The following is a 14,328-nucleotide window of genomic DNA, read 5'->3' on the forward strand; positions in this document are numbered from 1 at the left end:
GTTCGTCGAACGCCTCAGCCACTTTCGGGGTCGGGTGGGGTGTGTGCTGACCAGTGGTAGTTGCGTTGCCATCGGAGTGTGCCGGGTGGGTTGTCGGGGGTGAAGAGGTCGCCGCCGTACCCGGTTCTGGTTTTCTGTCCGATCACTGGTGGTACCAGGAATTCCAGGTGGTCGTGGCGTTCGCGGATCTGGAAGTTGCGGTCGTGCACGAGGCGGTGGTGGTGGGCGCATAGCAGGCACCCGTTGTCCAGATCAGTGCCGCCATGGGGGTCCTCGGGGTTGTGGGGTGTCCAGGGGTTTCGCCAGTGGTGGCCTTCGCACCATGGGGGTGGGCGGTCGCAGCCGGGGTAGGCGCAGCCTCGGTCTCGCAGGGCCAGGGCGCGGCGTTGGGTGGTGTTGAAGAACCGTTGCGTTTGGCCCAGGTCCAGGGGCAGTGACTTGCCGCCGAGGATTTGGGGCAGGATCCCGGCCCCGCAGCCAATTTCCCGTGCTTTGCTGGCGGAGATCCGGGCCCCGGAGGGTAACGTGCCGGGACCCAGTTGGCTGGTGATCGTGTCGTAGTCGACGTTCACGGTGAGCACGGCGCTGATGCCGCCGGCGTTGGGTAGCGCATCGGCGGGCAGGTGGGAGCAGATCGTGGCGAACGCGCGGCCTTGGCGGTGCGCCTGGTCCGACGGCAACCCAGCATCCCTCGACTCACCCGGCTCACCTGATTCAGCCGGTTCGGCTGGTTCGGTGTCTTCTAGGTGGTAGCGGCGGGGCGCGGACATCGCTTCGACGGCGGTGCGGAGCATTTCGGCTTCGGTGTCGGGGACGGTGAACCCGCCGCGGTGGGTGCCGTCGCGGTTGTCGCGCATCCAGAACCTGCTCGCTCGGGCGGCGCGGCGTTCCCGGGTTTGTAGTTGGTTCTCTTCGTGCTCGTCCGCGGCGGCCGGGGTCTTGAAGGCGTCGGCGGCGCGGGTCGCGGCGCGGCCCAGGTCCTGGATCGACAACAACCGGGCCGCATCGAGCAGCGATTCTTGGGCCCGGACCCGGTCCTCCGGGCCACGGCGACGGGGAGGTGGGTGAGGGCTTTGGCGATGATCCCGGCTTGTTCCCGATTCACTCGACCCTCAGCTAACGCGTCTTCGACGATGGGGGTGTTGGACAAGTGCACGGCGGTGCGGACCAGGGCGTTGCCTTCGCGGCGGTCGCCACCGAAATCCGCCGCCAACAGTTGCCCGGTGCTGGTCGCACCGACCGCCCGGGCGGTGTCCCGGTCGTGTAACCCGCGGGCCAACACCATCAAGGCGGCGTCGATCCGGGCTTTCGCCCGGGACAGCGAGGCACTCAGTGCCCGCAACTCCGCATCGGTCACCGAGGAGTCGCTGCCCAGGTCGGTGCCGGTGGCGCGGCACGCGGTCAACGCGTCCACCGCAGCGTGGACGCCGGCGACACCGTCCGCCCACGAAACCCGCTCTGTGACAGCGACAGCGACAGTGCCAGTGCCATCGCCAGTGACGCCCATCGACCCCACCCCCTTTCCCGTCCCCACGAGAAACCCGACTTGGATGCTCCAACGCTAGTGCGGAGCACCGACAGTCGACAGGAGGAAATCAGCCGGTGTGGATAACCACGCAGTACGCAGCGACGGTCGGCCGCAGCTGTGGAAAAGGCTGCGGCTCAGGCCAGTTCGTCGAACGCCTCAGCCAACACGCCGAGACCCTCCAGCAGCAGGTCGTCGCCGATCACCAGCGGCGGCAGCAACCGGATCACGTTGCCGAAGGTGCCGCAGGTCAGCACGACGACGCCGCGCTCGTGGCAGAACTTCGCGACCGCACCCGTCAGCGCGGCATCCGGCTCGATCCCGCCCGGCTGGACGATCTCGATCGCCAACATGGCACCCCGGCCGCGGATGTCACCGATCTGCGGATGGGCCGACTGGATCTCCCGCAACCGGGCGGAAGCCACCTCTTCGATGTGCTGCGCCTTGGCCAGCAGACCGTCGGCCGCCATGGTCTCGATCGCGCCCAGAGCGGCGGCGCACGCGACCGGGTTCCCGCCGTACGTGCCACCGAGGCCCCCGGCGTGTACGGCGTCCATCAACTCCGCGCGCCCCGTCACCGCTGCCAGTGGTAGGCCACCGGCGATGCCCTTGGCGGTCGTCACCAGGTCGGGGACGATGCCTTCCTGCTCGCTCATGAACCACGTTCCGGTGCGGGCGAATCCGCTCTGCACCTCATCGGCGATGAAGACGATCCCATTGTCACGACACCACGTAGCCATCGCGGCCAGGTAGCCAGGCGCCGGCACGATGAAACCGCCCTCGCCCTGCAGTGGCTCGATGATGAAGGCAGCGATCTGGTCGGCGCCAACCGTCTTCTCCGCGATCGCAATGGAGCGCGCCGCAGCCTCCGCGCCGGTCATTCCGGCCGGGTCGCGCAGCGGGTAGGACGCCGGGACCCGGTAGATGTCGGAGGCGAACGGCCCGAACCCCTTCTTGTAGGGCATCGCCTTCGCCGTGAGCGCCATCGTCAGGTTGGTGCGGCCGTGGTAGGCGTGGTCGGCGGCCACGACTGCGGTCCGGCCGGTCGCGTGTCGGGCGATCTTGATCGCGTTCTCAACGGCTTCGGCGCCGGAGTTGAAGAGCGCGGACTTCTTCGCGTGGTCGCCAGGTGTCAACTCGGACAGCTTCTCGGCCACCGCGACGTATCCCTCGTAGGGGCTGATCATGAAGCAGGTGTGTGTGAAGTCCGCGACCTGCTGCTGCACGCCGGCCACCACGCGCGGGTCACTGTTGCCAACGGTGGTCACCGCGATGCCGGACCCCAGGTCGATCAACAGGTTGCCGTCGACGTCCTCGATGACGCCGCCGCCGGCCCGGGCGACGAACACCGGCATCGTGGAGCTGACGCCTGCCGCAACCGCGGCGGTACGGCGCTGCGCCAGTTCCTGCGAGCGCGGACCCGGCAGCGGGGTGCGCAGTTCGCGGCGCTGGGGCAGTTCGGTGCTGACGGTCGTGCTCATGGCGGCTCCTGTCGTGCCAAGTCTGGTCCCGGAGAGTCGGGGTACTAACAGTCTGCCACCGCAGTCATTTCGATTTCGAACTAGCTCGCAATCTCAGTGCCCAGGGTCCGCAGCACCTCGTCGTGCAGCAACCCGTTGCTGGCCACCGCGTTGCCGCTCCAGCACCCGTCGACCCCGGTCAACCCGGTGAACCGGCCGCCGGCCTCCTGCACGATCGGCACCAGAGCGGCCATGTCGTGGACAGCCAGTTCCGGCTCGGCCGCCACGTCGACGGCCCCCTCGGCGACCAGCATGTAGGACCAGAAATCGCCGTACGCCCGGCTGCGCCAGCAGACGTCCAGCAGGTCGGCGAAGTGGTCCTGGCGGCCCAGTTCGGCCCAGCCGTGCAGGCTGGAATAGGACAACGAAGCGTCGCTGAGCGACGACACCGCGGATACGTGGATCGGTCGGGAGGAGGACAACGAGCGCCCGGCCCGCGCCCCGGTGCCTGCGGCCGCCCACCAGCGCGAACCCAGCGCTGGTGCCGCGACGACGCCCACCACCGGCACGCCGTCTTCGACCAGCGCGATCAGCGTCGCCCACACCGGGACGCCCCGGACGTAGTTCTTGGTGCCGTCGATCGGGTCGATGATCCACTGCCGTGCCGCGCTGCCCTCGGTGCCGAACTCCTCACCGCGCACCGAGTCCCGCCCGCGGACCCGGCCCAGTTGCGCGCGGATCACCCGCTCGACCTCCAGGTCGGCGTCGCTGACCGGCGACAGGTCGGGTTTGGTCTCGACCTTCAGGTCCTGCGCGCGGAACCGGTCCAGCGTGATGGGCTCGACCGCGTCGGCGAGGACGTGGGCCAGCCGCAGATCATCGTCGTACGTCGTCACGCACCTGACCGTAGTGCCCCGCACCTCACCGGGCGGGTCGGGACAGGCCGATTCGCAACATCGCTCGTAGTCGGTCAGCGAGGGCGACCGCGTCGATCTGACGAGTGTTGATCGGCGGTAGGTCGGCGAAGATCTGCTGGAGCGCAGCCGCCATCTTGTCCAGCCGCAGATAGCGGCGCGGGTCGTCGGTCCAGCACGCCGCCAGCACCAGGTAGGTCGCCTCGTTGAACTGCCGCTCGACCAGATCCCAGTCCTTCATCTGCGTCGGCAGGTCGGTCTGGGCCAGGGACAGGATGTGCGCGCATTGCAACTGCTCGAAGGCCAGATCCCGCCGGGCTTCGAAACCGGCGTCGGTGGCCCATCGACCGGACGAGGCCAGCACGAGCACCCGCTCCAGGGACCGCAGGCCCCGACGGAACTGTCTGCGCGCCAACATGATCGGAGCTCGCCGCCCGGTCAGCCAGATGACCACGATCGAGGCGAAGGCGCCGATGGCGGTGTCGAGGATCCGGTCACGGACCAGCGTGTCGATGTTTGCCGTCGGTCTGGAGGTGCTGGTGATCAGCAGGGCCATTGGGGTCACGAACATCGCCGCGATCGCGTAGTTGATCGCCGCCGTCCACTGCACCAGGAACACGCACAGCAGGACGATCGCGAACGTGACGTACTCATCGGGATGCAGCGCGTGCACACCGAAGAACAGCAGGATGCCGACAATCGTGCCGGCCAGGCGTTGCGCGGCCCGATGGGTCAGGGACAGCCGGTCGGTGTTCAGCGACATCACCAGGGCGGTCGTCATCACCGCCCAATAGGGCTGCTCCACGTGCAGTCCGTAGGCGATGACGCAGGTCAACAAAATGGCGGCGCCGATCCGCCGGGCGGCGAGCCAGGGCAGCGAGGAGCGGGAGAACCCCCACCGCACGAGGTACTGCGTCTTGGGTCGGCCCAGGTAGCGGCGCTGCTCCATCGTGCGGACAGCGACCTTGGCCTGCGGAATCGAGCGTTGCAGGATCCGCCGCACGAGTGCCACGTGCATCCGGCGCAGGCTGGCGTTGAGGCGGCGCCATTCCTTACGGCGCGGCTCACGACCGACAGCGTCCTCCAGGACGATGCCGCCGCTGATCACCGCGGTGTACGCCTCGTCGCGCAGGGTGCCCAGGTCCCGAGCGCTGGTGTCCGGACCGGCCGCGAGGTAGGCGTCGACGGACTCCTGCGCCACCTGCACGGCATCGCGCTCGGGGTGGACACCGCGAATCACGGTGATGAGCAAGGAAACGGCGCAGGCGACGACGGCCGCACCGCCACACACGAGCACGATCTCGTGCAGCGGCAGACGCTGCCCGACGTACGACGCGATGGCTGGCCCGAGAATCAGGAACATCGCCCCGGGCGGGTCCGCGACCAACGTGTTGTAGCCCAGCACGGCGATCATCGCGATCGCTGTCAGGCTGACCGTCAGCAGCACCGGGATGCCCCCGGTCAGGGCGCCGATGGTGATCGCCACGACGTAGAACGCGATCATGCCGGTCAGGATCGGGATCCGCGCTCGGGGCGGCCGGTCGGGCGCGACCAGTCCGATGAACGCACCGGTCGTGCCCAGCAGACCCACCTTGAGCCCGGCGAAACTGGAGACCGTGATGACGGCGACCGCCGTGCAGATCGTGGCCGACAGCGCGAACTTCCACCGGCCCGGGGCCTTCTTCACCTGGGTGAAGGTCATCAGGTTGCGGCTGACGTTGTCCGGAAGAGCCCAATCCACGAGTCAGTTCTCCGCCGGCGCCTCGTCCGGATCCGGGGTGCCCAGGCGCGAGCGCAGCAGCCGCCGCAACGACGCCAACCGCGCCGGGCCGGAGGGTCCCGCATGGCCCTGCGCAACCCACGCATCCAACCCGCAGTCCGCTTCGTCATGGGTGCAGCCGCGGGGGCAGTCGGCGGTGCCGGCGGCCAGGTCGGGGAAGTGCTCGATGATCCGGGTCGGGTCGACGTGCGCCAGGCCGAAGGACCGCACCCCGGGGGTATCGATCACCCAGCCGCCGCCGGGCAGCGGCAGCGCGGAGGTGGAGGTCGAGGTGTGTCGACCGCGGCCGGTGACCTCGTTGACATGTCCGGTGGCCCGATCGGCCTGGGGGACAAGGTCATTGACCAGAGTCGACTTCCCCACGCCGGAGTGGCCGACCAGCACCGTCACCCGTCCGTCCAGAAGGGATCGCAACTGGTCCACCCCGGTAGGGGGATCCACGCGCAGGTTGGTCACGACGTACGGGACATCGAGGGCGACGTACTCCTGCAGGAACGCGCTCGGGTCGCCCAGGTCGGCTTTGGTCAGCACGAGCAACGGATCCATCCCCGCGTCGTACGCCGCGACCAGACAACGATCGATCATCCGTGGCCGTGGGGTCGGGTCGGCGATCGCGGTCACGATGGCCAACTGATCGGCGTTCGCGACGATGGGCCGCTCGACGGGGTCGGTGTCATCGGCGGTCCGGCGCAGCATCGTGGTGCGGGGTTCCACCCGCACGATCCGCGCCAGGGAGCCGTCATCGCCACTGGTGTCGCCGACCAGGGCGACCCGGTCACCGACGACGATGCTGGTGCGGCCGAGCTCCCGGGCGCGCATCGCGATCACGGTGCGGTCGTCGTACAAACAGGTCCAGCGGCCGCGGTCGACCCCGACGACCATCGCGATGACGGCGTCGAGGTGGGCTGGACGGTCCTTGGTGCGGGGCCGGCTGCCGCGACGCCCGGGGCGCACCCGGATGTCGCTCTCGTCGTAGTCGTAGCGCGGCGGCACCGGCTCAGGCCGCCCCGAGCATCTGTGTCCACAGGGCCGGGAACTCCGGCATGGTCTTGCCGACGGTGGCGATGTTCTCGATCACCACACCGGGCACGGCCAGCCCGATCACCGCGGCGGCCATCACCATCCGGTGGTCGGCGTAGGTCCGGAACAGCCCGCCGTGCAACGGAGCGGGCCGGATGACCAGGCCGTCCTCGGTCTCGGTGGCATTGCCCCCGAGGCGGTTGATCTCGGTGCTCAATGCCGCCAGGCGGTCGGTCTCGTGGCTGCGGATGTGGGCGACACCGCGCAGATGGGTGGGGGAGTCGGCCAACGTCGCCAGCGCGGCGATGACCGGGGTCAACTCACTGGCTTCGTGCAGGTCCAGATCGACTCCGAGGATCTCCCCGGTGCCCGCGACGGTCAGCCCGTCGCGGGTCTGCTGCACCTCGGCGCCCATCATGTCCAGGATGTCGCGCAGGTGGTCCCCGCCCTGGGTCGTCACGTGCGGCCATCCCGGAATGGTCACGCTGCCACCGGCCACCATGGCCGCAGCCAGGAAGGGTGCCGCGTTGGACAGATCGGGCTCGATCTCGACGTCGAGAGCGCTGATCTCGGCCGGTTCGATCCGCCAGGTGTTGGCCTCGCTGTCATCGACCAGCACTCCGGCGTCGCGCAACACCTCGACGGTCATCGCGATGTGCGGCAGCGACGGCAGGGGCTTGCCCTCGTGCACGACGGTGATGCCCTCGTCGTAGCGGGCACCGGCCAGCAGCAGCGCGGACACGAACTGTGAGGAGCCGGAGGCATCGATGCGGACGGTGCCGCCACGCACAGAACCGTTGCCGTGCAAGGTGATCGGCAGGTTGTCACCTTCGACGTCGACGCCGAGATCGCGCAGCGCCTGCACCACCGGGCGCATCGGCCGCCGGCGCGCACCCTCGTCGCCATCGAAGCGCACCGTCCCGTCGGCCAGCGCGGCGACCGGCGGCACGAACCGCATCACCGTCCCGGCCAGGCCGCAGTCGATCTGCGCGCCACCGGTGACCGGCTGCGGCCGCACCAGCCACGCGTCGTGCCCGTAGTCCTCAGGGGCGTCGGTGATCTGCGCACCGAGGGCGCGCAGCGCATCCACCATCAGCACGGTGTCCCGCGAGCGCAGCGGGTGCCGCAGCACCGACTCATCGCCCGCGAGCGCGGCGAGCACCAGGAAGCGGTTGGTGAGGGACTTGCTGCCGGGGACCCGCACCCGCGCATCCAGGGGGCCACCGGCGCGCGGTGCGGCCCAGTCACCGTCGGTGAGCAGATGCGTCGCATTCACCCGCCCCAGGTTAGTCGCGTGCGCCGACAGCGGCATTCTTGTCCTATGTGCGGGCGCTATGCGGCGAGCTTCCATCCCGAGGACCTCGTGGAGCGGATGGAGATCGAAGCCGACCGCAGCGGTGAGCGCACCCGCTCGGTCCTCAGTCGTCCGCAGGAGCCACCGGTCGGGGCGCCGGACTACAACATGGCGCCGACCAAGGAGGCACCCGTTGTGCTGACCCGCAACGTCGACGATGCGCCCGTGCGGCAACTACGGATGCTCACCTGGGGCTTGGTGCCGAGTTGGGCCAAGGACACCAAGACCGCTTATCGGATGATCAACGCGCGCGCCGAGACGCTCTTCGACAAGGGCGCCTACGCCAAGGCCGCCAGCGCCCGTCGCTGTTTGGTGCCCGCGACGGGTTGGTATGAGTGGCAGGCGAGTCCGACGCAGACCGACGCCAAGGGCAAGCCGCGCAAACAGCCGTTCTTCACCCGCCGGGCCGATGAGGACCTGCTGGCGTTCGCCGGCTTGTACGAGTTCTGGCGCGACCGTGCGCTCGCCGACGACGACCCGGACGCCTGGCTGGTCAGCTTCACCATCATCACCACCGCCGCCGAGCCCGGCCTGGACCGGATACATGACCGCCAACCGGTGGTGCTGGACCGCGACGACTGGGCGACCTGGCTGGACCCGGCCGTGACCGATCCCGATGACGTACGCCGAGTGCTCAACTCCCAGCCCACCGGCCGGTTCGAGGCGTGGCCGGTGAGCACCGCGGTGTCCTCATCCCGCAGTAACGGGCCCGGGCTGATCGAAGCGGTTCCGCGCTCGCAGTTGCATGGCGTGGTGGATCCGCAGACGGGGGAGGTGCTGGAGTGACCACGCAGATCGCGACCCCGGTCGGTCCGGCCCGCGCCCACCTGCACCGAGCAGCACGGCCGCGAGGAACAGTCGTCCTCAGTCATGGCGCCGGTGGTGGCGTCGACGCACCGGATCTCGTGGCGTTGAAAGCTCTGGTCGACGACGGCTGGAACTACGTGCTGGTCGAGCAACCGTGGCGGGTGGCCGGCAAGAAGGTCGCTCCAGCGCCGAAAACCCTTGACGCAGCGTGGATTCCGGTCATCGCGGCGTTGCACGACGGGCGCCGGCGCCTCACCGGGCCGTGGATCACCGGCGGTCGATCAGCCGGAGCCCGCGTCGCCTGCCGGACCGCTGCGGCCACCGGCACGGACGGTGTGCTGGCGCTCGCGTTCCCACTGCACCCACCCGGCCACCCCGAAAAGTCCAGGGCCCACGAAGGGCTGCAGGTCGGCGTACCGCTCTTGGTCGTGCAGGGCGAGCGGGACCCGTTCGGCACGCCGCACGAGGTCGGTGCCGCAGTACCCAACGCGACCGTACGCCCCGCTCGCGGCGACCACGGCTTCACCAAGGATCCGCAGGACGTGGTCACCGCCGTTCGAGGTTGGCTAGAGGGCGCCGCCGGCAGCTTCGGGGGCTGAGGCGTCGGCGCCACCGTCCCCGACGGTTTCGCGCGCGAGGTGCTCCTCGATCTGGAACCAGTCGGATTCGTCCTTGCAGCGTTCGGCGACGGTCAGCAGCGTGTTCATCGAGGCGACCTCCTCGACCTGCTCCTTGAGGAACCACAGCATGAACTGCTCGCCGAGCACGTCGCCGGCGTCGCGGGCGGCCCGGAAGATCGCCTCGATCTGGTCGGTGACGGTCTTCTCCTGGGCCAGGGCCAACGCGATCGGCTCGGTGATCGAGGCGAAGTCGTTCTTGACCTCATCGACACCGGGGATGCTCACCGGCCAGTCGCGGTCCAGGACGTACTGCACGATCATCATCGCGTGGTTGCGCTCCTCGACCGACTGCGCGTAGAAGTGCGCGGCCAGTCGGGGCAGATCCTTGTCGTCGAACCAGACGGCGATCGCGATGTACTGCTGGCTGGCGGTGAATTCGTGGCGGATCTGCTGGGTGAGCAGATCGCGGAAACCAGAGGTCGTGTCGGAGGTCATAGCCGTGAGGGTATCCGTAGGGGTGGTGCCGATCCCGTGGAATGCCGACCCGCCGCCCGGCGTTACTGCTCACATGCTGGTTGCAACCCGAACGCCGCAGGTGGCCCGTACCGGGACCCGACTACCCTGGAAGGCAATGACTCACACGGATCAGCAGCCGGCGCACGCGCCGCAGGAGCAACTTCCGGACGAGGCCGTCGTGCACGACCCGGCCGGACTGGACGTTGCCGCCGAAACTCCGGCGGAGCGCATCGAGCGCTTCGAGCGGGACGCGATGCCCTACCTTGACCAGCTCTACAGCGCCGCCCTGCGCACGACGCGCAACCCCACCGACGCCGAGGACCTGGTGCAGGAGACGTTCGCGAAGGCGTTCGCCGCGTTCCACCAGTACAAGCCGGGCACCAACCTCAAGGCCTGGCTCTACCGGATCCTGACCAACACCTACATCAACACCTACCGCAAGAAGCAGCGCGAGCCGCAACAGTCCGATGCCGCCGAGGTGGAGGACTACCAGTTGCACCGGGCCGCGTCGCACTCCTCGTCCGGACTGCGTTCGGCCGAGACCGAGGCGCTGGACCACCTGCCGGATAGTGACGTGAAGGCGGCGCTGCAGCAGGTGCCCGAGGACTTCCGGTTGGCGGTCTACCTCGCCGACGTCGAAGGCTTCTCCTATAAGGAGATCGCCGAGATCATGGACACCCCGATCGGCACCGTGATGTCCCGGTTGCACCGGGGTCGGCGCCAGTTGCGCGAGCTGCTGGAGGACTACGCGCGGGAGCGTGGGTTCGTGCGTGACGAGGAGGCCCGGTCGTGAGCGGCGATTGCGCGGAGCTCTACCAGTTGCTCGACGCCTACGTCGACGGCGAACTGTCCGCCGGGGAGTGCGAGCAGCTCAAGTCGCATTTGGTCGAGTGTCCGTCCTGCCTGAGCGAATACGAGCGGGACGCCCTGCTCAAGGCTCTGGTACGTCGATCGTGCCAGTGCGAGGAAGCGCCCAGCACCCTGCGGGCCCAGATCCTCACCCGGATCAGCACCTTCGCCAGTGACGGTCAGACCTTCCGCTCCACCACGGTGACCACAGTGACCGAACTGGACTGAAACGGTCCCGCGAGCATGAGAAAGCCCCCGGCTCCGGCCGGGGGCTTTCTCGCTGATGCAGAGTCTCAGGCGTTGGGCTTGCGGCCGTGGTTGGCGGCCTTGCCCTTGCGGCTGCGACGCTTGCGGGCGCGCTTGCTCATTGCTGTCTCCTTCACGAGGACCGGATCCACCATGGTGTCACAGGGGGACCCGTTGCACCCAATCGGCTCGTCGGAGGCGAATAATAGTGCACCTTTGGTAAAGAGAGTGTGAATTTTCGTATTGTCTACCCACCCGCAAGGGGAGGAGTTCTGTCACTATAGGAGTAGTGGTATCCGCGGTCCGCGCGGATACACCACCGTCTACTCACGTAGTAGGCGGGGCGCTGGGGGCGTCGCTTCGAGTGGTTGGAAAGGAAGATCGATATGGGTCTACATCTTGCATCGTGGTTCTCCACGTGGTCCGGGTGGTTCGGCGGGGGCGCAGCGATGGTGCACCCGCACGTCGCTACGTGGGACCCTGACGCCTGAGGGTGCTCTGACAACGGGTAGTTCCTCAGCTGCACGGACCGGCCCTTGGGGCTGGTCCGTGCGTTTTTTCGCGCCCCGACGCGCCTACGTCACCGGGATATATCTGACGCTGGCGGCTGTGATGGTGATTCTGGCGGTCGGGCGGGTTGATCCACCGGATCCGTTACCCACCGCCACGCTGTTGGCGTTGGCCGTGCTGGCCCAGTGGAACACCTCCAAATGGCGCAGCGCCGCGACCATCTCGGTCACCTCGATCCTGATCGCTGCCGCCATCGCTCTGCTCGGCCCATGGGGTGCGCTGGTCGTCGGCGGTCTTGGCACCATGCTGAGCCCGGTGCACTGGCGTCCCATCGCCCGCGCATTCAACGGCGGGATGACCGGCTTGGCGAGCGTCGTCGCCGCGTGCGCCTACGGACTGGTCGGTGGCCAGGTCCTCAGCACTCGCGTCCAGTCGCCGCTGTGGCTGTTGGTGCACGGACTGCTACCGCTGATCGCGGCGATCGTCCTGCTGTTCGTGCTGAACATGGCGCTTCTGGCCGGGATGATCGTGCTGACCTCGCCGGCCAACCTGCGCCGGACCCTCACCGACATGGTCCGGGGATCGTGGTTGCGGTATCTGGGTTACGGGCTGGTCGGCTTCGTGATCGCCGTGCTCTGGGCACCGGTGGGTCTCGGCGCCGCGACCATCGTGCTGATGGCCGGCCCGCTCCTGCTGGCCCAGTGGTCCTTTCGCGAGCAGGCCGCCGAGCAGCGCACCCAGCAACGCACCGTCGAGACCCTCGTCGCCGCTCTGGAGGCCCGCGACCCGGTGTTGGAAGGGCGGGGCGCCCGGATCGCCGCAATCGCCATTGCGATGGGCGAGCACGTCGGGCTGTCCGACGACGAGGTGGAGTCGCTGCGATTCGCTGCCTGGTTGCATGACGTCGGCCTGGCCAGCCCGGACCGGACGCGGCACGCCGTGCGCCAGTTCCCCGGCACGACGAAGCGGATCGACCTGGCGGGCTCGGATATCGAGCGGTTGCTGTCGCATCCCGAGCGCGGTGTGCGGATGGTCGAGGGCATCGACTTCCTCAACCCGTCCGCGACCGCGATCCTGCACCATCACGAACGCTGGGACGGTCGTGGATACCCCGACCGGCTCGCGGGTTCCTCCATCCCGTTACTGGCGCGCATCGTCGCGGTCGCCGCCACCGGTTACGCCGTCTCTGTCGATCTGGGCGGGGATCTGGCGGCAGCCGTCCCGGTCATGTGGGAGCTGGCCGGCAGCCAGCTCGACCCGGGGTGCGTGGCCGCATTCGACGCCGTCGTGGGCTCGTTGCCGCCGGAGGACGATGACCGGGTCGTTGCCCAAGCGGGCTTCGACCACGATCTGCCGGCCGCTTCTGAAGCCATCGCCGACGCACTGGACCGCCTGCCACGCAAACGGATCGAGCCGTCGAGGGTGGTCGGGCGGTGAGGGCTTTCGTACGCAACCGGGAATACGCCGTCCGGATCGGGCTGCTGGTTGCCGCCGCTGCGGTGGTGTTGTGGTCGATCATCTCCGTCGCGCACAACACGGCCGGCCTGTCGACGGCGGACCTGGAACTACTGGGCGGATTCGCCCTCTGGATCGCGCTCGGTGGCCTGCTCGACGTACGTCTGCCTGGTGCGGGTGTCGTGATCGCGCCGGTGAGTCTCGCGGTCTCCCTGGCGCTGCCGATGGTCGTGCTGTGGCCATCGCTGGGCTCGCTGCAACACGCCACGGTTCACCGGGTCGGCCACGGCAACGGGCCGATCCTGCTGACTGTCGCGCTCGGCCTGGCGGCGGGGGCGGTCCTGGCCCGATGGGTGGGCGTCGTCCGCGTCCGGTGGCCGGTCCGCTGCGCGATCCTGATCTCGGCGGCGATCGCAGGGTTGGCGTTCGATGCTGTTCCGAGCCGCGGCGTCTACACCTGGCAGTCGATGCTGATCATGCTCGCCTGCGCCGCCGCGCCGGGTCTGCTGTGGCTGATCGTGCTGCTGCTGGCCGCCCGTCCGGACAAGGCCGGCATGGTGCTGACCGACACGGTGCTCGTGCAGGTCCCGGTAGGGGCCGCCTGCGCCGGGTCGGCGGTGGCCATCGCCTTCGGCACAAGCGCGCTGGGATTGTTGGCGGCGCCGCTGGTTGCGTTCCCGTTGGTGCTGATGCGGTTCGCGATCCATCAGCAAGAACGTCAGCGGGCGACCCGCCGGCAAACGGTCGCGGCGCTCGCCCGACTGACCGAGGTCGCGGGGTACAACCGGGCCGGGCACTCCCGGCAGGTGGCGCAACTGTGCCGGTTGGTCGGGATGCGGCTGGGGCTCAGCGCGCGGCAGCTGATCGTGCTGGAGGATGCGGCCCTGCTGCACGACATCGGCCAGGTGTCGTTGGACCGACCCATCCCGGACGGCGCGACGACCGAGGCGGCACCGTTGGACCAGCGCTCCATCGCTGCCGCGGGGGCGGGCATCGTGCGTCGAACCGGCCGAATGGAGTCGGTGGCCACCCTGCTGGACGAGCAGGCCACGCCGTACCACATGGAGGTCATCGAGGGCGCGCAGATTCCGTTGGGCAGCCGGATCATCAAGGTCTGCAACGCCTATGTCGACCACCTGGCCGGTGAGCCGGGTCGGCACGCGCTGGCGGTCGAGCGGCTCTACCTCGGCCTCGGCTACGAGTACGACCCACAGGTCATCGATGCGCTGCTGACCGAACTCGGTGGCGAGGTGCCACAGCACTGAGTTCGGC

The 14,328-nt window shown here is 68.8% G+C and carries 14 protein-coding genes; 6 read left to right on the forward strand and 8 right to left on the reverse strand.

The genetic code is table 11. From position 1 onward, the window contains the following. Positions 1-14: 14 nt before the first annotated feature. The 6 genes from DR843_RS02455 to aroA all read right to left on the reverse strand — a co-directional run bounded on the left by DR843_RS02455 (position 15) and on the right by aroA (position 7,975). Complete coding sequence (locus DR843_RS02455; protein ID WP_109683946.1) at positions 15-1,013, reverse strand: HNH endonuclease signature motif containing protein; 999 nt, start codon at positions 1,011-1,013, stop codon at positions 15-17. Between the two features lie 649 nt (positions 1,014-1,662). Then, a complete protein-coding gene (gene gabT, locus DR843_RS02465; RefSeq protein ID WP_109683948.1) occupies positions 1,663-3,006 on the reverse strand; it encodes a 4-aminobutyrate--2-oxoglutarate transaminase in 1,344 nt (447 codons plus the stop codon). Between the two features lie 80 nt (positions 3,007-3,086). Continuing rightward, the gene (gene hisN / locus DR843_RS02470) at positions 3,087-3,881 is read right to left on the reverse strand and encodes a histidinol-phosphatase (RefSeq protein WP_109683949.1); all 795 of its coding nucleotides are present in this window, start codon (positions 3,879-3,881) and stop codon (positions 3,087-3,089) included. A 25-nt stretch (positions 3,882-3,906) separates the two neighbouring features. Next, entirely contained in the window at positions 3,907-5,640 is a 1,734-nt protein-coding gene (locus tag DR843_RS02475; RefSeq protein WP_109683950.1) for an FUSC family protein, read from the reverse strand. Positions 5,641-5,643: 3 nt separating this feature from the next. Continuing rightward, positions 5,644-6,672 carry a ribosome small subunit-dependent GTPase A gene (gene rsgA, locus DR843_RS02480; RefSeq protein ID WP_109683951.1) on the reverse strand — a complete coding sequence of 343 codons (1,029 nt, stop codon included), beginning with the start codon at positions 6,670-6,672 and terminating at the stop codon, positions 5,644-5,646. A gap of 4 nt (positions 6,673-6,676) precedes the next feature. Beyond that, positions 6,677-7,975, reverse strand: a complete 1,299-nt coding sequence (gene aroA, locus DR843_RS02485; RefSeq protein WP_245933952.1) for a 3-phosphoshikimate 1-carboxyvinyltransferase — start codon at positions 7,973-7,975, stop codon at positions 6,677-6,679. Between the two features lie 45 nt (positions 7,976-8,020). On the opposite strand from aroA, the gene DR843_RS02490 reads away from it, so the two are divergent. Together DR843_RS02490 and DR843_RS02495 are read left to right on the forward strand one after the other, a co-directional pair. Next, positions 8,021-8,839, forward strand: coding sequence for an SOS response-associated peptidase (locus DR843_RS02490; protein WP_109683953.1), 819 nt, complete (start codon positions 8,021-8,023; stop codon positions 8,837-8,839). Beyond that, positions 8,836-9,459 (forward strand): alpha/beta hydrolase family protein, encoded by a 624-nt coding sequence (locus DR843_RS02495; RefSeq protein WP_109683954.1) that lies wholly within the window; start codon positions 8,836-8,838, stop codon positions 9,457-9,459. Before DR843_RS02490 ends, DR843_RS02495 begins: the two co-directional genes overlap by 4 nt. Here the strand turns inward: DR843_RS02495 and DR843_RS02500 are convergent. Further along, positions 9,427-9,975 carry a ferritin gene (locus tag DR843_RS02500; RefSeq protein ID WP_109683955.1) on the reverse strand — a complete coding sequence of 183 codons (549 nt, stop codon included), beginning with the start codon at positions 9,973-9,975 and terminating at the stop codon, positions 9,427-9,429. The genes DR843_RS02495 and DR843_RS02500 overlap by 33 nt on opposite strands. Before the next feature lie 136 nt (positions 9,976-10,111). Between DR843_RS02500 and DR843_RS02505 the strand changes: the two genes are divergently transcribed. Further along, positions 10,112-10,789, forward strand: a complete 678-nt coding sequence (locus tag DR843_RS02505; protein WP_170119727.1) for a sigma-70 family RNA polymerase sigma factor — start codon at positions 10,112-10,114, stop codon at positions 10,787-10,789. Next, the gene (gene rsrA / locus DR843_RS02510; RefSeq protein WP_109683957.1) at positions 10,786-11,073 is read left to right on the forward strand and encodes a mycothiol system anti-sigma-R factor; all 288 of its coding nucleotides are present in this window, start codon (positions 10,786-10,788) and stop codon (positions 11,071-11,073) included. The genes DR843_RS02505 and rsrA overlap by 4 nt, the downstream gene beginning before the upstream one ends. Positions 11,074-11,138: 65 nt before the next feature. On the opposite strand, the gene DR843_RS20900 is transcribed toward rsrA, so the two are convergent. Next, positions 11,139-11,213 (reverse strand): 50S ribosomal protein bL37, encoded by a 75-nt coding sequence (locus DR843_RS20900; RefSeq protein ID WP_370670760.1) that lies wholly within the window; start codon positions 11,211-11,213, stop codon positions 11,139-11,141. A gap of 427 nt (positions 11,214-11,640) precedes the next feature. Between DR843_RS20900 and DR843_RS20745 the strand changes: the two genes are divergently transcribed. Together DR843_RS20745 and DR843_RS02520 are read left to right on the forward strand one after the other, a co-directional pair. Next, entirely contained in the window at positions 11,641-13,038 is a 1,398-nt protein-coding gene (locus tag DR843_RS20745; protein WP_146202465.1) for an HD-GYP domain-containing protein, read from the forward strand. Next, positions 13,035-14,321, forward strand: coding sequence for an HD-GYP domain-containing protein (locus DR843_RS02520; protein ID WP_109683959.1), 1,287 nt, complete (start codon positions 13,035-13,037; stop codon positions 14,319-14,321). The genes DR843_RS20745 and DR843_RS02520 overlap by 4 nt, the downstream gene beginning before the upstream one ends. The last annotated feature ends 7 nt before the right edge of the window (positions 14,322-14,328 follow it).

It is taken from the genome of Branchiibius hedensis, from assembly GCF_900108585.1.
Lineage (GTDB): Bacteria > Actinomycetota > Actinomycetes > Actinomycetales > Dermatophilaceae > Branchiibius > Branchiibius hedensis.